Origin of the sequence: Flavobacterium sp. (assembly GCF_025352425.1) — a bacterium.
In the GTDB taxonomy this organism is placed as follows: domain Bacteria; phylum Bacteroidota; class Bacteroidia; order Flavobacteriales; family Flavobacteriaceae; genus Flavobacterium.
The window spans coordinates 1-22,805 of record NZ_JANXTI010000071.1 but is presented as its reverse complement, the minus strand read 5'-3'; the positions used below and the strand labels follow the sequence as shown (position 1 = coordinate 22,805).

16 protein-coding genes and 1 pseudogene are annotated in these 22,805 nt (G+C 37.5%); 1 reads left to right on the top strand and 16 read right to left on the bottom strand.

The window, feature by feature from the left end; genetic code table 11:
- Window positions 1-80 precede the first annotated feature (80 nt).
- The 12 genes from Q0Q99_RS09455 to Q0Q99_RS09400 all read right to left on the bottom strand — a co-directional run bounded on the left by Q0Q99_RS09455 (window position 81) and on the right by Q0Q99_RS09400 (window position 17,330).
- Complete coding sequence (locus Q0Q99_RS09455) at window positions 81-2,372, bottom strand: NADP-dependent malic enzyme (RefSeq protein ID WP_293894825.1); 2,292 nt, start codon at window positions 2,370-2,372, stop codon at window positions 81-83.
- A gap of 78 nt (window positions 2,373-2,450) precedes the next feature.
- Window positions 2,451-3,380 carry a tRNA epoxyqueuosine(34) reductase QueG gene (gene queG, locus Q0Q99_RS09450; RefSeq protein ID WP_293894822.1) on the bottom strand — a complete coding sequence of 310 codons (930 nt, stop codon included), beginning with the start codon at window positions 3,378-3,380 and terminating at the stop codon, window positions 2,451-2,453.
- Window positions 3,377-4,720 (bottom strand): cytochrome P450, encoded by a 1,344-nt coding sequence (locus Q0Q99_RS09445; protein WP_293894819.1) that lies wholly within the window; start codon window positions 4,718-4,720, stop codon window positions 3,377-3,379. Before Q0Q99_RS09445 ends, queG begins: the two co-directional genes overlap by 4 nt.
- A 134-nt stretch (window positions 4,721-4,854) precedes the next feature.
- A complete protein-coding gene (gene ruvB / locus Q0Q99_RS09440; RefSeq protein WP_293894816.1) occupies window positions 4,855-5,877 on the bottom strand; it encodes a Holliday junction branch migration DNA helicase RuvB in 1,023 nt (340 codons plus the stop codon).
- Between the two features lie 81 nt (window positions 5,878-5,958).
- The gene (locus tag Q0Q99_RS09435; protein ID WP_293894813.1) at window positions 5,959-7,758 is read right to left on the bottom strand and encodes a cbb3-type cytochrome c oxidase subunit I; all 1,800 of its coding nucleotides are present in this window, start codon (window positions 7,756-7,758) and stop codon (window positions 5,959-5,961) included.
- 23 nt (window positions 7,759-7,781) lie between these two features.
- On the bottom strand, window positions 7,782-8,966 hold the full coding sequence (locus tag Q0Q99_RS09430) for a cytochrome c oxidase subunit II (RefSeq protein ID WP_293894810.1): 1,185 nt from the start codon (window positions 8,964-8,966) through the stop codon (window positions 7,782-7,784).
- A gap of 19 nt (window positions 8,967-8,985) precedes the next feature.
- The gene (locus Q0Q99_RS09425) at window positions 8,986-10,320 is read right to left on the bottom strand and encodes a quinol:cytochrome C oxidoreductase (protein ID WP_293894808.1); all 1,335 of its coding nucleotides are present in this window, start codon (window positions 10,318-10,320) and stop codon (window positions 8,986-8,988) included.
- A 27-nt stretch (window positions 10,321-10,347) separates the two neighbouring features.
- Window positions 10,348-10,908: a cytochrome c gene (locus Q0Q99_RS09420; protein WP_293894805.1), complete on the bottom strand. Its 561-nt coding sequence runs from the start codon at window positions 10,906-10,908 to the stop codon at window positions 10,348-10,350.
- Between the two features lie 7 nt (window positions 10,909-10,915).
- Window positions 10,916-11,449 (bottom strand): DUF3341 domain-containing protein, encoded by a 534-nt coding sequence (locus Q0Q99_RS09415; RefSeq protein WP_293894802.1) that lies wholly within the window; start codon window positions 11,447-11,449, stop codon window positions 10,916-10,918.
- Between the two features lie 8 nt (window positions 11,450-11,457).
- Window positions 11,458-12,867, bottom strand: coding sequence for an NrfD/PsrC family molybdoenzyme membrane anchor subunit (gene nrfD / locus Q0Q99_RS09410; RefSeq protein WP_293894799.1), 1,410 nt, complete (start codon window positions 12,865-12,867; stop codon window positions 11,458-11,460).
- Between the two features lie 32 nt (window positions 12,868-12,899).
- Window positions 12,900-15,965 carry a TAT-variant-translocated molybdopterin oxidoreductase gene (locus Q0Q99_RS09405; protein WP_293894796.1) on the bottom strand — a complete coding sequence of 1,022 codons (3,066 nt, stop codon included), beginning with the start codon at window positions 15,963-15,965 and terminating at the stop codon, window positions 12,900-12,902.
- A 33-nt stretch (window positions 15,966-15,998) separates the two neighbouring features.
- On the bottom strand, window positions 15,999-17,330 hold the full coding sequence (locus Q0Q99_RS09400) for a c-type cytochrome (RefSeq protein ID WP_293894793.1): 1,332 nt from the start codon (window positions 17,328-17,330) through the stop codon (window positions 15,999-16,001).
- A gap of 218 nt (window positions 17,331-17,548) precedes the next feature.
- Between Q0Q99_RS09400 and Q0Q99_RS09395 the strand changes: the two genes are divergently transcribed.
- Window positions 17,549-17,938, top strand: a complete 390-nt coding sequence (locus Q0Q99_RS09395) for an SPOR domain-containing protein (RefSeq protein WP_293894790.1) — start codon at window positions 17,549-17,551, stop codon at window positions 17,936-17,938.
- A 37-nt stretch (window positions 17,939-17,975) separates the two neighbouring features.
- On the opposite strand, the gene infB is transcribed toward Q0Q99_RS09395, so the two are convergent.
- The 4 genes and pseudogenes from infB to Q0Q99_RS09375 form a co-directional block, all read right to left on the bottom strand.
- Complete coding sequence (infB, locus tag Q0Q99_RS09390) at window positions 17,976-20,786, bottom strand: translation initiation factor IF-2 (protein WP_293894787.1); 2,811 nt, start codon at window positions 20,784-20,786, stop codon at window positions 17,976-17,978.
- A 36-nt stretch (window positions 20,787-20,822) separates the two neighbouring features.
- Window positions 20,823-22,064, bottom strand: coding sequence for a transcription termination factor NusA (gene nusA / locus Q0Q99_RS09385; protein WP_293894784.1), 1,242 nt, complete (start codon window positions 22,062-22,064; stop codon window positions 20,823-20,825).
- Window positions 22,065-22,072: 8 nt separating this feature from the next.
- On the bottom strand, window positions 22,073-22,540 hold the full coding sequence (gene rimP, locus Q0Q99_RS09380) for a ribosome assembly cofactor RimP (protein WP_293894886.1): 468 nt from the start codon (window positions 22,538-22,540) through the stop codon (window positions 22,073-22,075).
- 144 nt (window positions 22,541-22,684) lie between these two features.
- Window positions 22,685-22,805, bottom strand: a pseudogene (locus tag Q0Q99_RS09375) (IS982 family transposase); the annotation flags it as partial.

Below are 22,805 nucleotides of genomic sequence, written 5' to 3'. Positions count from 1 at the left end.
TACTAAAATCTAATTCCAAATATAGCAAAATTCTCCAATTGAAGGAATGTCTTTGCAATATCTCTACAATAATACAAAAACTATTTGGCAGACATCTTTTTTCTTTTGTCTTTTTCTTGTGCATCAACCACGGCAACGGCTACCATATTTACCATTTCCTCTACGCTTGCGCCAAGTTGGAAGACATGCACTGCTTTCTCCATTCCTAACATTATTGGTCCGATTGAATCAACTTTATCTAATTCCTTCAAAAGTTTATAGGTAATGTTTGCCGATTCTAAATTGGGGAAAATCAAGGTGTTCACTTTCTTTCCTGCCAATTTTGAAAAAGGAAATTTAGCCTTTAGCATCTCAGCGTTTAAAGCAAAATCAGACTGAATTTCTCCGTCTACAACTAAGTCAGGATAATATTTATGAAGATAAGCAACTGCTTCCCTCACTTTGCTTGCGCTTTCATGGGCTGAAGAACCAAAATTGGAAAAAGAAACCATGGCAATTACCGGCTGCATTCCAAACATTCTAACCGTTTTCGCCGTCATCAATGCTATTTTAGCCAATTCATCTGCTGTTGGATTTGGATTAATTGCAGTGTCCGATAAGAACATCGGACCCCGATTTGTCATCATCATATTTGTGGTAGCAATTAGCGTAATGCCAGGCGCTTTACCAATCAGTTGCATCAAGGGTTTTACTGTAGAAGGATAACTTCGGGAATATCCTGAAACCATGGCATCGGCATCACCTTCATTGACCATCATTGCGGCAAAATAGTTGCGTTCTCTCATCCACTTTTGAGCATCAAGCAGTGAAATGCCACGGCGCTGTCTGGATTTCCAGTATAATTCGCCGTATTTCAGTCTTCGTTTGTCTTCTTCTTTAGTTTTTGGGTCGATGATAGGTACTTCGGCATCAAATCCTAATTCCTCCTTGAGTTCAAGAATCAAATCTTTATTTCCTAAAAGTATCGGAAGGGCAATGCCTTCTTCATACGCTATTTGAGCTGCTTTCAACACATCTAAATGATCTGCTTCGGCAAAAACCACTCGTTTAGGTTCCGTCTTCGCACGATTGGTCAGCAACCGAACCATTTTGTTATCCGAACCTAAACGCTCCAATAATTCTTCTTCATATTTCTCCCAATCGGTAATTGGCTGGAGCGAAACTCCGGATTCTATAGCAGCTTTTGCTACGGCTAATGGAATTCTTGCTATTAATCTTGGGTCAAATGGTTTCGGAATAATATAATCCTTACCAAAATTTAATTTGGTTTCTCCGTAAGCAATATTTACTTGTTCCGGAACCGATTCTTTGGCTAATTCTGCTAAAGCGATAACCGCCGCTTTTTTCATTTCTTCATTAATTTTGGTTGCTCGGACATCTAACGCACCACGGAAAATATACGGAAAACCAAGTACATTGTTCACCTGGTTAGGATGGTCAGAACGACCGGTCGCCATGATAATGTCTCTTCTGGTTTTTATAGCCAAATCATAATTGATTTCCGGATTTGGATTTGCCATCGCGAAAACAATTGGGTTTTTCGCCATCACCAACAACATTTCGGGCGTTACGATATCGCCAGTAGATAAACCAACAAAAACATCTATTCCTGTCATCGCTTCAAGTAAGGATGGAAAGTCTTTATCGGTTGCATATTTTCTTTGCTCCTCTGAAATTTTTGGATCCTCTTTTCTAAGCACGCCTTTGCTGTTAAACATGACAATGTTTTCCGGTTTTACGCCAAAAGAAACATATAAATTAGCACACGCAATTGCGGCAGAACCTGCACCTGATATAACCATTTTCACTTCTCCCATTTTCTTTTCAGCTAATTCAACTGCATTCAACAAAGCTGCTGCAGAGATAATAGCGGTTCCGTGCTGGTCGTCGTGCATAACCGGAATATTCAGTTCTTCTACCAAACGCCTTTCGATTTCAAAAGATTCCGGTGCCTTAATGTCTTCCAGGTTTATTCCTCCAAATGTTGGTGCAATGTTTTTCACCGTTTCTATAAAAGCATCAACATCTTTTGTCCTCACTTCAATATCAAAAACATCAATGTCTGCAAAGATTTTGAAGAGCAGCGCTTTTCCTTCCATCACGGGTTTTGAAGCTTCGGGACCAATGTCACCAAGTCCTAACACCGCTGTTCCATTACTGATTACGGCTACTAAATTTCCTTTGGAAGTATATTTATAAACATTATTTACATCTTTGGCAATTTCCAAACAAGGCTCGGCAACACCCGGAGAATAGGCCAGTGACAAATCTCGTTGCGTTGCATATTTTTTGGTGGGCACCACTTTGATTTTCCCCGGTGTTGGTTTTGCGTGGTATAAAAGTGCCTCTCTTCTTTTGCTGTCTTTGTGCATGGTCATTATTTTGATGACTACAAAGGTAGAAGACTGAATGTAAAAAGGAAATTTTTAGGAGTTTCTTTTGTAAAGAATTTATTTTAGAAACTGAATGTTTCGCTGTAATCCATCGAACTTTGTTCTTTTTACAGCGGAGTTTTTAAATACGGTTTTAAAAATCTCTTCGGTTATTTCTTCCCAGTCTTTTTTAGTCATCGAAAGCATTTCGGGGTTTGGATTAAAAAGCGGTTCGTTATGCGATTTCGAAAAACGATTCCATGGGCAGACATCCTGGCAAATGTCGCAGCCAAACATCCAATCGTCCATTTTTCCTTTCATTTCCTGTGGAATATTCTCTTTGAGTTCGATGGTAAAATAAGAAATGCATTTGCTTCCGTCAACAACATATGGCGCGACAATCGCTTCCGTTGGACAGGCATCAATACAAGCTGTGCAAGTGCCGCAATGGTCGGTTGTGGCATAATCATATTCCAAATCTAAGTCGATAATCAATTCTGCAATAAAATAAAATGAGCCTACTTGCTGCGTTAGCAAATTGCTGTTTTTCCCAATCCAGCCCAAACCCGATTTTGCCGCCCATGCTTTGTCTAACACGGGTGCCGAATCGACAAAGGCTCTTCCCGAAACTTCGCCGATTTGGGTTTGAATTGTATGAAGTAATTCCTTTAATTTTTCCTTAATGACAAAATGATAATCCTGTCCATAGGCATATTTTGAGATCTTGTAGCTGTTCGGATTCTGTGATTCTGAAGGATAATAATTCAGTAATAATGAAATCACGCTTTTTGCATCATCAACCAACAAAGTTGGATTCAGCCGCTTGTCGAAATGATTTTCCATGTACTTCATTTCGCCTTGATGATTTTGGTTTAACCAATGTTCCAATCGCGGAGCTTCTTCTTCCAGAAAACCAGCTTTTGAAATTCCGCACGACAGAAAGCCCAAGCGTTTGGCTTCGGCTTTTATGAGTTGGGAATAGTTCGCTTTGTTAGAATCTGATGTCATCTTTTTGAGAAAGTTACTACTGCTCCAACAGGTTTTAAGGTAATCAATGGATTTATATCAATGTCTTTTTTAGATGAAGTGACTTTGTACTTTTTGATAATATAAGAAAGCGTCAGGCTCATTTCATACATCGCAAAACCAAGGCCGATGCACATTCTTGGACCGACTCCAAAAGGATAAAAATACTTGTTTGATTCTTTTTTTTGTTCGCCAAGAAATCTTTCCGGATTGAAGTCGGAAGGATTTTTCCAATATTTCGGATTTCTGTGCAATTCATAGAATGAAACTCCAATAAGTGTTTTCTCTTTTATGTGAAATCCTAAAAGCGTATCGTCTTCGATATTTTCCCGGTCCGTAATCCACGCCGGGGGATACAACCGCATCGATTCATTTATGACGGCATTGGTATAGGTCATTTCCTGAAGCTGTTCAACAACATCATTTGTTTGGGATTGGATAGCGATTAATTCCTCAAAAACTTTTTGTTGAATTTCGGGATGATTCCCTAAAAGATGCAGCGTAAAAGTCATTGCATTTGCGGAAGTTTCGTGACCTGCGATAAAGAGAATCTTTATTTCGTCTATCAATTGTTGGGTTGGCATGGCTTCGCCTATGTCCTCGTATCTTGTTTCAAGAAGCATGTCGAGTAAATCATTGTGCTTTGCATTTGAATTGATACGTTCTTCCACAATTTTCTGGATTATGGTATCTGTTTCTAATGCTAATTTTTGGTGCTTTTTTATCTGACCACTTATCTTAAACCAAAATGCCTTATAGGGCAAACGTATTTCCTTGATAAGAAAGTTTTGGACATCATTTATAATGATTTTCAGTCGACTCATTTCCTCTTCTATCAAAATATGGAAAAGCGATTTTGCTACCACATTAAAAGCCAATTGGTTCATGATTGGAAATAGTGCAACCAATTTATCTTCAGGCAGATTTTGTAGTTCGGCAATGATTGTCTGATTCATATTCTGAACCAACTGATTCATTTTTTGCTTATGAAAAGCGGGTTGAATTAACCGACGTTGTTTTAACCAAAAATCGCCATTAGCTGTCAATAAACCTTTACCCAAATACTTGGATATGAATTTGGTCTGCAGTTCTGATTTTTGATAATTCTTCTGATTTTTTTGCAGGATATATTCCGCGACTTCATTGTCTCTTGAGAGAATAACATGTTTCGTTTTACCAATTTTCAAGGAAAATGTATCTCCAAATTTGTCGAAGTATTTTTTGTGAAACGGAATTGGATTTTTACGGATGCTTTCTGCCTTTAATAAGAACCTGAATATCGAAAGTTGTTTTGGATAATTGTATTTCTTATTGCCTGACATTGTTTTGTAATTTAAAAAATCCGGTAGTTGCGTTAGGGATTGAAGCATAAATCCTTTTTATTGTGGATTGCTTTCGCAAGCCACAGTAAAAAGATTGGAGCGGAAAGCCCGCCCGCTTTTTCAGCGGGAACGCCCTAAAACAATCCGCCCTGAATATTGGTTTTGATTTTCCCTAAATGTTTATAGGCTTTCTCAGTAACTTCTCTTCCTCTTGGGGTTCGGATTATAAAACCTTCCTGAATTAAGAATGGTTCGTAGACTTCTTCAATTGTTTCTCCGCTTTCGGAAACTGCGGTCGCTAAAGTTGATATGCCAACTGGTCCGCCTTTGAATTTGTCGATTATAGTTGTTAAGATTTTATTGTCCATTTCATCCAACCCATGTGTATCAACGTGTAAAGCTTTCAACGCATATTTCGCAATTTCGATATCGATTTTGCCGTTGCCTTTGATCTGGGCAAAATCACGAACCCGACGTAAAAGTGCATTAGCTATACGAGGCGTTCCACGGCTTCTTCCGGCAATTTCAATTGCGGCCTCCATAGTTATGGGCATCTTTAAAATGCTGGAACTACGCTGCACTATGGTGGTTAGAAGTTCTGTATTATAATATTGTAACCGGCTCTGTATTCCGAAACGGGCACGCATTGGCGCTGTCAATAATCCGGAGCGTGTTGTTGCTCCTACAAGTGTAAACGGATTTAAATTGATTTGGACTGTTCTGGCATTTGGCCCGGATTCAATCATGATATCAATCTTAAAATCTTCCATGGCGGAATATAAATATTCTTCAACAACCGGACTTAACCGATGAATTTCATCAATAAACAAAACATCTCTTTCTTCAAGGTTGGTAAGTAATCCAGCTAAATCTCCCGGCTTGTCTAAAACCGGTCCGGAAGTAATTTTAATTCCAACTCCCAATTCATTAGCCAAGATATTGGCCAAAGTAGTTTTTCCCAATCCCGGCGGACCATGAAACAAGGTATGATCAAGCGCTTCACTTCGCTGATTAGCGGCTTCAACGAATACTTTTAGATTATCCAACACTTGTTCCTGGCCGGTAAAATCATCAAAAGACAAAGGTCTTAACTTTTTTTCGAGGTCAAGTTCTTCAGGGTTAAAATTGGAATTGGTTGGATCAAGATTCTCGTTCATTTTACAAATATATAACAAAGTTGGGTGCAAATAAAAATGCCCTTCGGAAGGAAAGGCATTTTTATATTTTATATTATTGAATTAATGATGTAACTGTTCTTCCCCCTCTTTCATCGGAATATGTTGAGGAACAAAATCTTCATCATGTCCAGGTTTGCTGTAATCGTATGGCCATCTGTGTACGTGAGGGATCTCACCTTCCCAGTTTCCGTGGATATGTTTTATTGGAGCAGTCCATTCCAACGTATTTGATCTCCATGGGTTTTGAACTGTTTTCTTACCGTAGAAAATGCTACTAAAGAAGTTGTATAAAAACACCAATTGAAAAGCTCCACCCACTAAAGCAAAACAAGTAATGATTACATTCACATTCTGCAAATCATCAAATAATGGGAAGTTTGTATTAGTATAATATCTTCTTGGTAAACCAGCCATTCCGATAAAGTGCATCGGGAAGAAAACTCCATAAGCACAAGTTGCCGTTACCCAAAAGTGGACATAACCTAAATTTTTGTTCAACATTCTTCCGAACATTTTTGGGAACCAATGATAAATTCCGGCAAACATTCCGTAAAGAGCTGAGATACCCATTACCAAGTGGAAGTGGGCTACTACGAAATAGGTATCGTGAACGTTAATATCCAATGTACTGTCTCCAAGGATAATTCCGGTCAAACCTCCAGTGATGAAAGTGGAAACCAATCCGATTGAGAATAACATCGCAGGATTTAACTGCAGGTTACCTTTCCATAAAGTTGTGATGTAGTTGAACGCTTTTACAGCAGATGGAATAGCAATCAATAAGGTCGTAAAGGTAAATACAGAACCTAGGAATGGATTCATTCCCGAGATAAACATATGGTGACCCCAAACGATGGTTGATAAGAATGCAATTGCTATAATTGACATAATCATTGCTCGGTAACCAAAGATTGGTTTACGGGAATTGGTTGCAAGAACTTCAGATGTGATTCCTAATGCAGGTAATAATACGATATATACTTCCGGGTGACCCAAGAACCAGAATAAGTGCTCGAATAATACCGGAGAACCACCCTGATAATGTAAAACTTCACCAGCAATATAGATATCAGATAAGAAGAATGAAGTTCCGAAACTTCTATCCATAATCAACATCAAAGCTGCTGAAAGCAATACAGGAAAAGAGATTACTCCGATGATGGCTGTAATAAAGAAAGCCCAAATTGTTAGTGGCAATCTTGTCATTGACATTCCTTTTGTTCTCAAATTGATTACAGTAACGATATAATTCAAAGATCCCAATAAGGAAGCGGCGATGAAAATAGCCATTGAAACCAACCATAAAGTCATTCCCGTGCCGGAGCCTGAAATAGCCTGTGGTAAAGCACTTAATGGCGGATATATTGTCCAGCCGGCACTCGCAGGTCCCGATTCAACAAATAAAGAAGATATCATTACAACACTTGAAATGAAAAACAACCAATAGGAAATCATGTTCAACACTCCGGAGGCCATATCCCTTGCTCCAATTTGGAGTGGAATCAATAAGTTACTGAATGTACCACTTAGCGCAGCAGTCAATACAAAGAATACCATGATGGTACCGTGTATGGTTACTAATGACAAATAAGTTTCGTTAGTCATAACTCCGCCCGGAGCCATTCTTTCACCAAGGAAAAAACTAAAAATCTTAAATGATTGTTCAGGCCAGGCTATCTGCATTCTGAAAAGCATTGACATTCCAACACCGACAATACCCATAATGATTCCCGTAATCAAATATTGTTTGGCAATCATCTTGTGATCAATACTAAAAATATATTTAGTAATGAACGTGTCTTTATGGTGGTGTTCGTGTTCGTCGTGACCGTGATCGTGATTGTGAGCTTCTGCTGACATATTAGGTAAACTTTAAATTTTATTTATTTCATTTCCGCCTGAGCAACGACAGTGGTGTCTTTGCTTGTTGCATTAGTTGAATCTTTTGACTTTGTTTCTCCGGCTTCCGATGCTTTTGCTTCTGCAGCTGCAGCTTTTACGGCAAGCACAATTGTTTTTGGTGCATTTTCTTTTAGCCAGGCTCTGTATTCTTCCGGCGTGTCAACCACTACTTTCATTTGCATGTTGTAATGTGAAGCACCACAAATTTTATTACACAATAATAAATAATCAAATGTGTAAGGATCAAGTGCAGGTTCTCCTTTGGCAACTAAATCAAGGCTTTTCTTAGCTCTGATATTGTTGATGTTAGCAACCTTTTCAACCATATCTGCGTTTTCTCTCATTTCAGCAGTAGTAACTGTTGGTATGAATGAAAAATTAGTTACCATTCCGGGAACACAGTTCATTTGTGCTCTAAAATGTGGCATATACGCTGAGTGCAATACGTCTTGCGATCTCATTTTGAAGATAATCCTTGTCCCTTTTGGAATATGTAATTCCGAAGAAGTAAAGTCATCCTGTGCATTTGGATCTGATAAATCAACTCCCAGATTATTTACGCCTTCAATATATCTTACGTTTGCTTTTCCTAATACATCATCTGCACCGGAATATCTTGCTTCCCATTTAAATTGTTGTGCGTACAACTCAATTACAATCGCATCCTTATTATCTTTTTCATCCACAAACATAATATTTGTCCAGGCATATAATCCGTAAAGAATTAATACTGCCAATACAATAGCCGGTATAACACTCCAAATAAATTCTAATTTATTGCTATCGGCAAAATAAAGAGCTTGTTGCCCTTGTCTTCCTCTGTATTTAAAAGCAAAGTAGTGCAATAAGGCTTGTGTAATAGTTTGAACAATGAATATAAGAACCATCGTAATAACCATCAAATTATCAAGTTGTGGTCCGTGTTGCGAAGCTGAATCTCCAATTAAAGGGAACTTTCCGTAATACACAAGACACCAGATTGTTGTCAGGTAAATGAAAACAAGAAACCCAAACATCAAGTAACCGTTAACTTTATTATCATTATCATTTGCAACCTGCGTGTTGTTAACGTTAGCCCCGACTTGTGTTAAGTCGAATATCTTAGTTAACTGCCACAAGGCAACTGCCAATAAAACTACAACTATAAGTACCAAAAGAGTTGTCATTTGTAATTTACTTTAAATATTAATAATGAAAATGTTTACTTTCTTCAATGAAAGGATTTCGTTTTGGAAGTAACGGCACTTTTGTTAAAGCATTGAACACAACAAAAATGAATAATCCAAAGAAAAACAATAGTGCTGATATTTCTGGAATTCCGATAAACCATCTGTCACCAACTGTTCCCGGCATAATCATATTGAAGAAATCAATATAATGTCCGGTCAAAATTACGATACCTCCCATCACAACTATCCAATAAATACGTTTGAAATCGGTATTTACTAAAAGTAAAATCGGGAAAACAAAATTCATGAAGAACGCACCAAAAAACGGTAGGTTGTATAGTTCTATCCTTGTTTTGAAATAGGTAACTTCTTCAGGAATATTGGCATACCAAATCAACATAAATTGTGAAAACCATAAGTAAGTCCAGAAAACACTGAATCCAAACATAAATTTCGATAAATCGTGTATATGGCTAGAGTTTACATTTTCCAAATATCCTTTAGATTTCAGATAAATTGTCACCAATTGAATTACGGTAACACCACTCACAACAAAACTTGCAAAAACATACCATCCGAAAAGTGTACTGAACCAATGTGGATCAATTGACATAATCCAGTCCCAGGACATTATAGACTCCGAAACGATAAAGAAAACAAGAAATGCCGCTGACATTTTAAAGTTCTTTTTGTAAAAAACATCATCGTTAGCTTCGTCCTGAGCCAAACAATTTTTTCGTGATAAATAGCGGTACAAATTCCAGCCTAATAGGAAAATTGCCGCTCTTGAAATCCAAAAAGCGAAATTTAAATAGCCTGATTTACCTGCAATTATCTCGTCGTAATTTGGGCTATTTGGGTCAGCAACGCCTTCTTTCATCCATACGAACAAATGGTTAACATGGAATCCTGATAACAATAAGATTACAAAGAAAATAACCGATATTACCGGTAAATAAGCTGTAATTCCCTGCATTACCCTGAACAATACCGGAGACCAGCCTGCCTGTGCCACTTGTTGAATACCATAAAATGCTAAAACTCCCATTGTTATTAACAGGAAGAAGATACATGCAACATATAATGCTGCCCACGGTTTATTTTGTAATTGGTGAAAAACATGTTCTACATGCTCTTCGTGTTCTGCTTTAACTTCAGTTGATGATTTTACTTCTTCATGAGCTGCTACAGCTTCGTGTCCACCTTCGTGATGTGCTTCTTCAGTTTTCAGGATAGTCTCGACATCTTGAATTGTTTTTGGGGCCGACATAAAACCAATACCAATACCCAAAGCTCCTAGAAGCATTAAGATGAAAGAAAAAGTTTTTAATTTACTTGAAAAGGTATACATATCTATAACAATCAGTTTGTTTTACAATTATAATTTGCTTTTAAGTTCCAAAACATACCCTGCAATCATCCAACGCTCTTGTTGCGTCAATTGGTTTGCGTAAGAACCCATTGAATTTAATCCATACGTTTGAACATGGAAAATACTACCTACAGAAATTTGTCTGTCTTTGTAATTTGGTACTCCCAGGAATTTTTGTTGTTTTACCAATTTTCCTTGTCCATCACCGGCTGTTCCATGACAAATGGCACAATAGATCACGAATAATTCTTCCGATTTTTTCATATCAACCGCTGTAGAATCTAGTGGTGATTTTGTAATTGTTTTAGAGAAGTTATATCCTTCGGTCGTATTCGGAATTTCATAAGGTACGAATCCTCTTTTGATTGAACCGTTTGGTGGAAGCTGACCTTCTTTACCTTTTAAACCTGTTGGCGAATTGAAAGCGTCCGATTGTGAATAGGTTTCGTAAGCTACCGATTCGTACATGTTTGGCATATATTGGTAGTTCGGTTTCAAATTATCTTTACAAGACGAAAAGGAAACAACGATACCTAATACAAATGCTATTTTAAGTAAACTTTTCATATCTATATTAATGCTTATCAATTTCAACTACTTTAACTTCTACTGCGCCTGTGCTTTTGAAAAATTTTACCAATTCTTCTTCATTATCTTTTACAGAAACTTCCATTAAAAAATGGTCGTCAGTTGTTCTGACATCAGGATTTTCAGCTTGTTTGAATGGCCATAATCTACTTCTCATATAAAAAGTAATAACCATTAAATGCGCTGCAAAGAACACCGTCATCTCAAACATAATTGGCACAAATGCCGGCATATTTTGATAGTAGGCAAAACTTGGTTTACCTCCAATATCTTGCGGCCAATCCTGAATCATGATATAATTCATCATTGTCGTAGCTACTGTCAAACCAATACATCCATAAATGAAAGCACAAATAGCTAATCGTGTTGGAGCAATTCCCATAGCTTTATCCAAACCATGAACCGGGAACGGCGTAAAAACTTCTTCAATATGATGATGAGCGGCTCTTGTTTTGTGAACTGCGTCCATCAATACATCATCATCATTGTATATTGCGTGTATAACTTTATTACTACTCATAGCAATTATTAATGTTTATCTGAATGGTTATGACCTCCTAATTCTCTTTGTCTCTTGTAATTCTCTCCCGAAGATTTCAGGATTGTTTTAACCTCTGCTTGTGCAATCACTGGGAAAGTTCTGGCATATAAAAGGAATAATACAAAGAAGAAACCTATTGTTCCAATAAAAATCCCAATATCTACAAACGTTGGTTGAAACATCGTCCATGATGATGGAAGATAATCCCTGTGCAATGAGGTTACGATAATTACGAAACGCTCAAACCACATACCGATATTTACCACAATTGAGATAATGAAAGAGAACATAATACTTGTTCTTAATTTTTTGAACCACATAAACTGTGGAGAGAAAACATTACATGTCATCATCGACCAGTATGCCCACCAGTAAGGTCCGGTTGCTCTGTTTAAGAATGCATATTGTTCAAATTCAACACCGGAATACCAAGCGATAAATAACTCAGTAATATAAGCAACACCTACTATAGAACCCGTAATCATTATTACAATATTCATTAATTCGATATGTTGAATTGTGATATAATCTTCAAGATTAGATACCTTTCTCATAATGATAAGCAGGGTGTTTACCATTGCAAATCCTGAAAATACCGCACCGGCAACGAAGTAAGGCGGGAAAATCGTAGTATGCCAACCTGGTACAATCGACGTAGCAAAGTCCATACTTACAATGGTATGAACCGAAAGCACAAGTGGTGTTGCTAAACCTGCAAGTACCAAAGATACTTCTTCAAAACGTTGCCAGTCTTTTGCTCTTCCACTCCATCCAAAACTTAATATTGAATATATCTTTTTTGCAAAAGGGGTTACGGCTCTGTCTCTAAGCATTGCAAAATCCGGCAGTAATCCTGTCCACCAGAAAACCAATGATACAGAAAGATAGGTTGAGATTGCAAATACGTCCCAAAGCAACGGCGAGTTAAAATTTACCCATAGTGAACCGAATTGATTTGGAATTGGTAATACCCAATATGCTAACCATGGACGACCCATGTGAATAACCGGAAATATTGCCGCTTGGATTACAGAAAAGATAGTCATCGCTTCTGCAGAACGGTTAATCGCCATTCTCCATCGCTGACGGAATAATAATAACACGGCAGAAATAAGTGTACCGGCGTGACCAATACCTACCCACCACACGAAGTTAGTAATATCCCAAGCCCAACCAACTGTTTTATTTAATCCCCATGTTCCGATACCTGTTGAAATGGTATAAATGATACAGCTGATTCCCCAAAGGAAAGCTATTAATGCAATAGTAAATACAGTCCACCACTGTTTGTTAGCTCTTCCTTCAATTGGAGCAGCTATATCTACAGTTATATCGTGATATGATTTTTCACCTATAACTAATGGTTTTCTAATGGGTGCTTCGTAATGAGACGACATATTCCTTTATTTCTTAATTAATATTTTTTATACTACGTATTTCTAACTTTAACGTGATAAAACACATTTGGCTTTGTACCAACACTTTCTAATAAGTGATACATTCTTTTATCTTCGGATAGTTTTGTAACCTGATCTTCTTTATTGTTAACATCTCCAAAGACAATAGCGCCAGTTGAACAGGCTGCCGAACAAGCCGTTTGGAATTCGTCAACGTTTACTTCTCTTCCTTCGCGTTTTGCTGTTAAGATTGTCAACTGTGTTTTTTGAATACACATAGAACATTTTTCCATAACTCCACGTGAACGAACGTTTACATCCGGATTAAGAACCATACGTCCTAAATCATTATTCATATGGAAATCAAACTCGTCATTATTATTATACAAGAACCAGTTAAAACGACGCACTTTATACGGACAGTTGTTTGCGCAGTAACGAGTACCAACACATCTGTTATAAGCCATTTGGTTTTGGCCCTGACGACCATGCGAAGTTGCTGCCACAGGACAAACAGTTTCACAAGGTGCATGATTACAATGTTGACACATTACAGGTTGGAAAGATATTTGTGGATTATCAGCCGGATTTTCCATTTCTCCAAATCCACCTAATGAGCCTTTTTTACCAAATAAACCTTCAAAATTTTCTTTTTTCTCGTTGTCTTCAGCAAAAGTATCTTCTGATGAATAATATCTGTCAATACGCAACCAGTGCATATCACGACTTCTTCTGATTTCTGCTTTACCAACAACCGGAACGTTGTTTTCAGCATGGCAAGCAATTACACAAGCACCACAACCGGTACAAGCATTCAAATCTATCGAAAGATTAAAATGGTGACCAACTGAACGGTCAAATGAATCCCATAAATCAACTTTAGTTGCTTCTACTTCTTTGTGATCCAAAGAAACCATAGGAACAGTATTCCATTCTTTAGCATCTTTAGTATTGAAAATAGTCAAATTTGTTTCTTTGATAATATCGCCTCTACCCATCAAGGTTTTTTGTGACTGAACACACGAAAACTCATGTTCTCCGCTTGCTTTAGCGATAGTAACTGATTGTACATTATTAAAATTAGCATAGAATGCATAAGCATTAAGACCAACTTGCATTTCTTCTTTTAATCCTACTTTTTTGCCATACCCCAAAGCCAAACCTAGAGTTCCTTTTGCTTGTCCTGGTTGAATTATAACCGGAACATTCTCCAGTTTTATTCCATTAACAGTTAAGGTTGCATAACTTCCGTTAAGACCACCGTTAGCTACTATTCTGTTTTCAAAACCTAATTCTTTTGAATCCGCATCAGCTTTAGAAATAGTAACATAGTTATCCCAGGCAACTCTTGTAATTGGATCTGGGAACTCTTGCAACCATGGATTGTTAGCTTGTTGACCATCACCTAAACCTGTTTTGGTATACAATACCAATTCAAATCCGTTTGCTGTTTTTGATTGTGCCAAAGTGTTAGCCGCAGCAGCATAATCTCCTGAACTTGCCGATGCACCGGCTGGAGTTCCAACAGCAACACCATCGTGAACCGTTTGGTTCCATGAAGCGCCATTTGTATAAGAAGCAGCATTCGCTTTTATATAATCATAGTAATCCGCGCTGTTTTCATTCCATGATAGTAATCCTTCCTGGAATTGTTTAGAGCTGAATAATGGACGGATTGTTGGTTGGGTCAAAGAATAAGTCCCTTTGGTCAACATTAAATCATTCCAAGTCTCTAAATAATGAGGTGCCGGAACTGCAATATTTGTGATTGAAGCTGTTTCATCTTCTCTTATAGAAAATGCAGCAGATAATTTTACTTTTTTCAATCCGCTTACAAATTTAGCGCTGTCGGCTAAAGTATAAACTGGATTTACGCCACTCATAATCAAAGTATGAACACTTCCTGCATTCATATCAGCAATTAATTGAGCTACTTTTTCGTTTGAACCTTTTCTGATTTGACGTGTTCCGATAGTTGAAAATGCTTCACTAGCCAAAGCTGAATTAATAGCTAAAACTAATAATTGTGCATTTTTATCCTGAATTCCTGAAACTAAAAGTCCTTTTGTCCCTTCAGCTTTTAACTGTTGCGCTGCTTTGGTAACTACCTCTTCGTTAGCCACTTTTCCGGTTGATATTGCAGAACCTGTAATTACATTGTATATTTTAACTAAAGCTTGTTTTTGATTAGCAATTGTCATTGGAACACGCTTATCAGCAGCAGCTCCAGACAAAGTCATGTTAGCTTCAAACTGATAGTGTTTTGACATTTTTCCCGCTTGTGGAACTCTTCCTTTTGCGTATCCAGAATCAAAACTTCCACCTTGCCAATCTCCTAAAAAGTCAGCACCGATAGAAACAATTGTATTCGCTTTTGAGAAATCATAATCAACCAAAGCTCGTTCTCCGTAAGCAGCTTCGAATGCATCAAGAGCAGCAGACTCAGAAACAGCGTCATAAGTCACGTGTTTTGCAGTTGGGTTTTTTGCGATAAATTCAGCTATTAACTTTTCGGTTGATGGACTTGCTAAAGTATTTGTCAATAAAACAACTTGTCCGCCTTTAGTTTTTGCATCCGCTAAACTTGCTTTAATTTTTAAATCTGCTTCCTGCCAGGTAGCGTTTTTTTGAGCCACTTTCGTTATTTTCAAACGCATACTATCATATAATGACAATACCGAAGCGTGAACTCTTGCATTGGCAGCGAATTTTGCACCAGCAATAGTGTTGTTTTCTATTTTTATTGGACGCCCTTCACGGGTTTTTACTAATAAGTTAGCGAAATCGAAACCATCAAACATAGAAGTTGCATAATAATCTGCAACACCTGGAATAACTTGTTCCGGTTGTAAAACGTAAGGAATTGATTTGTGTACCGGGCCTTCGCAGGCAGCTAATGTTGCAGCTGCTGTTGTAAATCCAACGTATTTCAAGAAATCACGACGAGTAGTTGAAGAAGAAGATAATGCTTCTTTGTCAGATAGAAATTCGTCTGTTGGAATTTCCTCTACAAATTCATTATTTCTAAGCGCCTCAACAATAGAACTGTTTTCGTTTAGTTCCTCAACACTTTTCCAGTATTTTTTGTTCGATGACATCGTATATAAATATTAGCTTCTTAAATTATTTTATTAATAGTGGCACTTACCACATTCAATTCCTCCCATTTGGGCCGCCGTCAATTTGTCAACGCCATATCTTTTGGAAAGTTCTTCGTGAATTTTTGTGTAATAGGCATTGCCTTCCATTTTCACATCGGTTTCGCGGTGGCATTTGATACACCAACCCATTGTTAATGGAGCAAATTGTTTTTGGATTTCGTATGTCTCCACCGGACCGTGACATTTTTGACATTCAATTCCGGCAACGGTTACGTGTTGTGAGTGATTGAAATAAGCAAAGTCAGGTAAGTTGTGAATACGAACCCATTTTACCGGATTTGTTTTTCCGGTATATTTTGATCCATCCCAACCAACAGCTGCATATAATTTTTTAATTTCCCCGTCGTAAAATGCTTTTGAATACTCAGAAGTAGCTGTTGTATCAGATACCTCAGCAATATTTTTGTGGCAATTCATACAAACATTCAGAGAAGGAATTCCTGCATTTTTACTTACCCTTGCAGAAGAGTGGCAATATTTACAATTGATTCCGTTGCTTCCGGCATGAATTCTGTGAGAATAATGAATCGGCTGGATTGGCTGGTAATCCTGATCAACACCTATTTGCATCAAGTAACCATACACAAAGAATCCGCTAGCTAATAATAAGATTATACAAGAAACTAACACTAGAAACTGATTTTTTGCAAAAGCTCTCCAAATTGGCAAACCTTTTTCTTTTTCGGCAACTTCAATACCGTTTGCTTTGGCTACTTTGGTCAATACATTGTTAACAAAGAACAACATGATTACCAACATCAACAGCACTAAACAGAGAGCCCCAAGGATAACATTGTTTGAAATTCCACTGTCACTTCCTCCGGTCCCAGGAACTACACCTGGCGGTTTTATAGGCTCTGGTTTTGGCTCGCTTGTATACGCTAAGATATTATCAACATCCTGTTTAGATAATTGAGGAAACGCTGTCATTACTGACTTGTTGTTTTCAGCAAATAATTTAACCGCATCAGCATCACCTGATTTTATCAAAGCAGAACTGTTGGCAATCCAACCATAAAACCAGTCTTTGGCATGACGCCCTGTAACACCTCTAAGAGCCGGACCTGTCATTTTTCTGTCGAGGTTGTGACAAGCTGCACAATTAGTGTTAAACAATGCTTTTCCTGCTGCTGCGTCACCTCCAGCGGTTGCGGTTGGTGCTGCTGTAGCTGTAGCAGTTGCTGGAGTTGCTGCTGCTTGCGGAGTTGCTTGTGAAAATGAAGTGAAGGAGAAAGTTAGCATTAAAGCTAAACTGTAGATTATCTTCCTTGAAATCGAATTATGGTTACCCACTTTTTTCATATAATATAGTAATTATCGGCTGATGTTGGCATGATTTTTTCTGAGTAACGCTCAGTAAAATTTTAACACTTTATTTAAAAACTTGGACAAAAATACGACTTAAGACTTATTCTCAAAACCTTAAATATATCTTAAATTCAATTTATATTAATTCTAAATAGTGTTTTCTCTTTTGTTTAATTCTATATGTTTTACATTTGTATAAAAATCAAACAATTATGCAGTTTTTAAAAAGAATAAAATTTATTTTCACCACGCTGACTGTGGTATTTCTGTCGCAAAAAAGCTATAGTCAGGAGGCTAAAGTAAGTGTAACGCAAGATCCAAAGTTTGAGCAACTTTTAAATGAAAAACGTAAAATAAACAGTTCCATTACGATAAATGACCGCTATAAAATTCAGATTTTTAACGGTGATACTGAAACTTCCAAAAAAACGTTGCTTGATTTTAAAAGAGAAAATAAAAATATTGATGCCACTATTGTTTTCAGTACGCCATTATACAAAGTTTGGGTCGGCAATTTCAAAACCCGGATTGAGGCCGAAAAAAACCTCAGCGATTTAAAAAAGAAGTATCCAAATGCATTTTTGATAAAGCCGAATAAATAAAAAAGTCCCGAATGATTCGGGACTTTTTTGTTTGTATTTATTTCATCTTTTTCTTCACTTCCACTTCCTGGAAAGCTTCGATTATGTCAAGTTGTTCAATCTCGTTGTAATTCTTAATCTGCATACCACAATCGTATCCTTTTGCAACATCTTTTACGTCGTCTTTAAAACGTTTCAGTGTGGATAATTCACCAGTGAAAATAACTACACCTTCACGAATAATCCTGATTTTGGAATTCCTGAAGATTTTACCATCGGTAACCATACAACCCGCGATAGTTCCCACTTTAGATACTTTGAAAATCTCTCTGATTTCTGCAGTACCGGTAACTTCTTCCTTCATTTCAGGGGAAAGCATACCTTCCATCGCGTCTTTCAAATCGTTGATTGCGTCATAAATAATAGAATAACTTCTGATGTCGATTTCTTCTTTTTGCGCTATCTGACGGGCATTTCCAGCCGGACGCACATTAAATCCAATGATAATCGCATCCGATGCAGAAGCCAACATTACGTCAGTTTCGGTAATTGCTCCGACCCCTTTGTGGATAATATTGATTTGGATTTCATCCGTAGACAATTTAGAAAACTCACTCGAAAGTGCTTCTACAGAACCATCAACGTCTCCTTTAAGGATAATATTTAACTCCTTAAACTGACCCAACGCAATACGACGACCAATTTCCGCCAAGGTAATATGACGTTGTGTCCTAACGGATTGCTCACGCATCAATTGTAAACGTTTAGTTGCGATTTGTTTTGCTTCTCTTTCGTCCTCAAAAACGTTGAATTTGTCTCCAGCTGTTGACGCACCATCCAAACCTAAAATGGAGATTGGTGTTGACGGTCCGGCCGACATTACATTGTGACCTCTTTCATCGTGCATGGCTTTCACTTTTCCGTGATTTTTTCCTGCCAATACATAATCTCCTACTTTCAAAGTTCCTGATTGTACCAATATTGTTGATACATAGCCTCTTCCTTTGTCTAACTGTGCTTCCACAACAGTTCCTACAGCAGGTTTATTTGGATTTGCTTTTAAGTCTAATATTTCAGCTTCAAGCAACACTTTTTCCAATAATTCTTTTACGCCTGTTCCTTTTTTGGCAGAGATATCATGCGATTGGTATTTCCCACCCCAATCTTCTACCAATAAATTCATAGCGGCTAATTTCTCCTTAATCTTTTCAGGATTAGCGCCTTGTTTATCAATTTTATTAATCGCAAATATCATCGGGACATTAGCTGCTTGCGCGTGGCTAATAGCTTCTTTGGTTTGTGGCATGATGTCATCATCCGCAGCAACCACAATGATAGCAATATCGGTAACCTGCGCTCCACGGGCACGCATCGCGGTAAACGCTTCGTGACCTGGTGTATCAAGGAAAGTGATTTTTTGTCCACCTTCAAGCATTACGGCGTAAGCACCAATGTGCTGTGTAATTCCACCTGATTCTCCGGCAATTACATTTTCATTTCGTATATAATCCAGCAACGAAGTTTTACCGTGGTCAACGTGACCCATTACGGTTACAATTGGTGCGCGGGATACTAAATCTTCTTCTTTATCTGCAACAACTTCAATCGAATCTTCAATATCAGATGTAATAAATTCTACTTCAAAACCAAACTCATCAGCAACTATTGATAATGTTTCGGCGTCCAATCTTTGGTTCATTGTTACCATGATTCCAAGTGACATACAGGTCCCGATTACTTTTGTAATAGGCACATCCATCATCGTAGCTACTTCACCAACAGTAACAAATTCTGTTACCTTGATTGTTTTGCTTCCTTCTTCAAGAGCCTGCATTTCATCTTCACTTCGTTGACGGTGCGTATCACGCTTATCTCTTCTGTATTTTGCCGCTTTGGATTTGTTTCCTTTTCCTTGAAGACGTTCTAACGTTTCTTTGATCTGATTTTTAACTTCTTCTTCCGTTGGCTCCACTTTTTGAACTATAGCAGGACGATTTCCTTTTTGGAAACCGCCACCGCCAGGTTTTGCAGCACCAGGTTTGTTAGGTCCAAAAGCATTTCCTCCGCCTCCGCCTCCAACAACAGGTTTCCCTGGTTCCGGTTTGCCGGGAATTCGCTTTCTTTTATTTTTGTTGGCATTGGCATTGGCATTAGCATTCGCAGCTTGTTGAGCAGTTTGTCCAGTTGCCGGAGTTGCCGGTTTAGCAGCGTCTTTTTTAAACTCCTCTTTTTTCTTTTTGGGTTTATTAAATTGCGCTAAATCTATTGTTTGCCCGGTGTGTATTGGTCCGGTAAGATTTTGATATTGTGTTGTATGCGTTTCGTCAATTGGCTCTTCAGCAACTGGCGCTGCAACTTTTTCTTCTTTTGGAGCAGCCGTTGGTGCCTCTTCTTTTTTAGCACTAACTTCTTTCTTTTGCTTCGCCTGTTCGCTGACGCTCGAGTCAACAACTGGCTTTGGCTCTTGAACTGGTTTTATTGCTTGAACCGGAGCAGCTGTTGCTTTTGGTTCCAAGTCTATTTTCCCAACTTGTTTTGGTGCAATTACCGTTGCTTTCGCTTTGATCAACTCTTGTTGTTGCTGACGGTCTTCTTCAAGCTTGCGTTTGCCTTCGATTTCTTTTTCTCTTTCAACCCGAAGTGCTTCTTTTTCTTTTCTTATTTCTTCACTGACTCCTTTCGAAGCTTCTTTATTCCCTTTGTCACCGGCAAATTGTCCGCAAAGAATAGAATATACATCATCGGAAACTTTTGTGTTTGGGCTTGCCTCAATGACAATGCCATTATCCTTAAGATAATCCACAGCTCTTTCCAAAGAAATATTCAATTCCCTTAAAACTTTATTAATTCTAATATTTCCTTCAGACATAAAATCTTATTAATGTTATCTATTTTGTGTGAAAGATTAGTCCTGGAACTCTTCTTTCAATATTCTTATTACTTCCAAAATGGTTTCTTCTTCTAAATCGGTTCTTCTCACTAAATCAGCAACATCCTGATTCAAGATACTTCTTGCAGTATCCAATCCTATTTTTGCAAATTCGTCGATTACCCAACCATCAATTTCGTCTGAGAACTCTGTTAATTCAACATCATCTTCTTCAATTGCAGCACCTTCTCTTATTACGTCTAATTCGTAACCTGTTAAAAGTCCGGCCAATTTAATGTTGTGTCCACCACGCCCGATTGCTTTTGAAACTTCTTCTAATTTAAGGAAAACTTCTGCTCTTTTTTTCTCTTCATCGATTTTAACTGAAGATACTTTTGCAGGACTTAACGCCCTAGTAATATAAAGCTGCAAATTGGAAGTATAGTTGATTACGTCAATGTTTTCGTTTCCAAGCTCACGAACAATTCCGTGGATTCTTGAACCTTTCATACCAACACACGCACCAACAGGATCAATTCGGTCATCATAAGAATCGACCGCTACTTTTGCTTTTTCACCTGGAATTCTGACCACATTTTTAATCATAATCAAACCGTCAAAAACTTCCGGAATTTCTTGTTCGAATAATTTTTCCAGAAATTTATCTGCTGTTCTCGACATGACAATTTGCGGTTTATTCCCTTTCAATTCGACGCTTTCGATGATGCCACGAACGTTATCTCCTTTACGAAAAAAGTCGGATGGAATTTGTTTTTCTTTTGGTAAAACAATTTCGTTTCCTTCGTCATCAATTAGAATTACAACTCTTGGACGAACATGGTGCACTTCCGCTGTGTAAATTTCGCCAATTAAATCCTTGAATTGTTTGTACAGGTTGGTATTGTCGTGTTCGTGAATTTTAGAAATCAAGTTTTGACGTAAAGCAAGGATAGCTCTTCTTCCAAGATCGATAAGTTTCACCTCTTCTGAAACTTCTTCACCAATCTCGAAATCGGCTTCAATTTTTCTTGCTTCTGTTAAGGTAATTTCTTCATTTTCAAGATCTAAATCTTCGTCGGCAACAACGATTCTTCTTCTCCATATTTCCATATCGCCTTTATCAGGATTGATAATAATATCAAAATTATCATCAGAACCGTATTTCTTTTTCAATGCATTTCTAAATACATCTTCCAAAATCGCCATAAGCGTTACCCGATCAATAAGTTTATCGTCTTTAAACTCTGAAAACGAATCGATTAATGCAATATTCTCCATGCCTAAATTTAATTAAATATTATTGTAACAATTGCTTCTTTTATATCTGAATAAGGAACTTCACGTTTGTGCTCAACCGTTTCTTTTCCTTTTCCAATTTTCTTTGGTTCTCTTGCTGTCCATGTCAATGTGATATTATCATCAGTAACATTTTCCAGCTTTGCTTCTATCGTTTCGGTAGCTGTTTTTACTTTCAATGTTCGTCCAATATTCTTCCGATATTGTCTGACCAGTTTTAATGGTGTAGAAACTCCTGCCGAAGCTACTTCCAATGCATAATCCTGTTCTTCACGATCTAAATTACTGTCAATGACCCGACTGATATCTATACAGTCCTGCAAATTAACACCGTTATCGCCATCTAAAGTCACTATCACTTTTAATGTTTCGGTAACTGTTAAATCCACCAAAAACAAAGAAGGTTTTTCTTTTAATCCTTCTTCCAGTAACTCCAAAATTTTATCTCTAAATGCCATAGTTGTATAAAAAGAGGGAAGCATTGCTTCCCTCATTATTTAATTTTGAATGGTAAATAACGGTGCAAATATAGTTATTTTTTTATAAACCAAAAATTGTTATCATATCAAAAAAAAATAATATCTTTAACCCGTTGGGTGTAATTAAATTGTTTGATTTTTAATATTGTTTATTGGTCTGTCAAATATGAATTTATTGATATACTGAACCAATGTTAATGCTGTTATTTTTGCTAAAATTCTTGTTTTAAAACCTTCAAAAGTT

Coding starts and splice junctions, on each gene's coding strand:
- Q0Q99_RS09455 (WP_293894825.1), bottom strand. CDS start 2,372: ATGCACAAAGACAGCAAAAGAAGAGAGGCACTTTTATACCACGCAAAA.
- queG (WP_293894822.1), bottom strand. CDS start 3,380: ATGACATCAGATTCTAACAAAGCGAACTATTCCCAACTCATAAAAGCC.
- Q0Q99_RS09445 (WP_293894819.1), bottom strand. CDS start 4,720: ATGTCAGGCAATAAGAAATACAATTATCCAAAACAACTTTCGATATTC.
- ruvB (WP_293894816.1), bottom strand. CDS start 5,877: ATGAACGAGAATCTTGATCCAACCAATTCCAATTTTAACCCTGAAGAA.
- Q0Q99_RS09435 (WP_293894813.1), bottom strand. CDS start 7,758: ATGTCAGCAGAAGCTCACAATCACGATCACGGTCACGACGAACACGAA.
- Q0Q99_RS09430 (WP_293894810.1), bottom strand. CDS start 8,966: ATGACAACTCTTTTGGTACTTATAGTTGTAGTTTTATTGGCAGTTGCC.
- Q0Q99_RS09425 (WP_293894808.1), bottom strand. CDS start 10,320: ATGTATACCTTTTCAAGTAAATTAAAAACTTTTTCTTTCATCTTAATG.
- Q0Q99_RS09420 (WP_293894805.1), bottom strand. CDS start 10,908: ATGAAAAGTTTACTTAAAATAGCATTTGTATTAGGTATCGTTGTTTCC.
- Q0Q99_RS09415 (WP_293894802.1), bottom strand. CDS start 11,449: ATGAGTAGTAATAAAGTTATACACGCAATATACAATGATGATGATGTA.
- nrfD (WP_293894799.1), bottom strand. CDS start 12,867: ATGTCGTCTCATTACGAAGCACCCATTAGAAAACCATTAGTTATAGGT.
- Q0Q99_RS09405 (WP_293894796.1), bottom strand. CDS start 15,965: ATGTCATCGAACAAAAAATACTGGAAAAGTGTTGAGGAACTAAACGAA.
- Q0Q99_RS09400 (WP_293894793.1), bottom strand. CDS start 17,330: ATGAAAAAAGTGGGTAACCATAATTCGATTTCAAGGAAGATAATCTAC.
- Q0Q99_RS09395 (WP_293894790.1), top strand. CDS start 17,549: ATGCAGTTTTTAAAAAGAATAAAATTTATTTTCACCACGCTGACTGTG.
- infB (WP_293894787.1), bottom strand. CDS start 20,786: ATGTCTGAAGGAAATATTAGAATTAATAAAGTTTTAAGGGAATTGAAT.
- nusA (WP_293894784.1), bottom strand. CDS start 22,064: ATGGAGAATATTGCATTAATCGATTCGTTTTCAGAGTTTAAAGACGAT.
- rimP (WP_293894886.1), bottom strand. CDS start 22,540: ATGGCATTTAGAGATAAAATTTTGGAGTTACTGGAAGAAGGATTAAAA.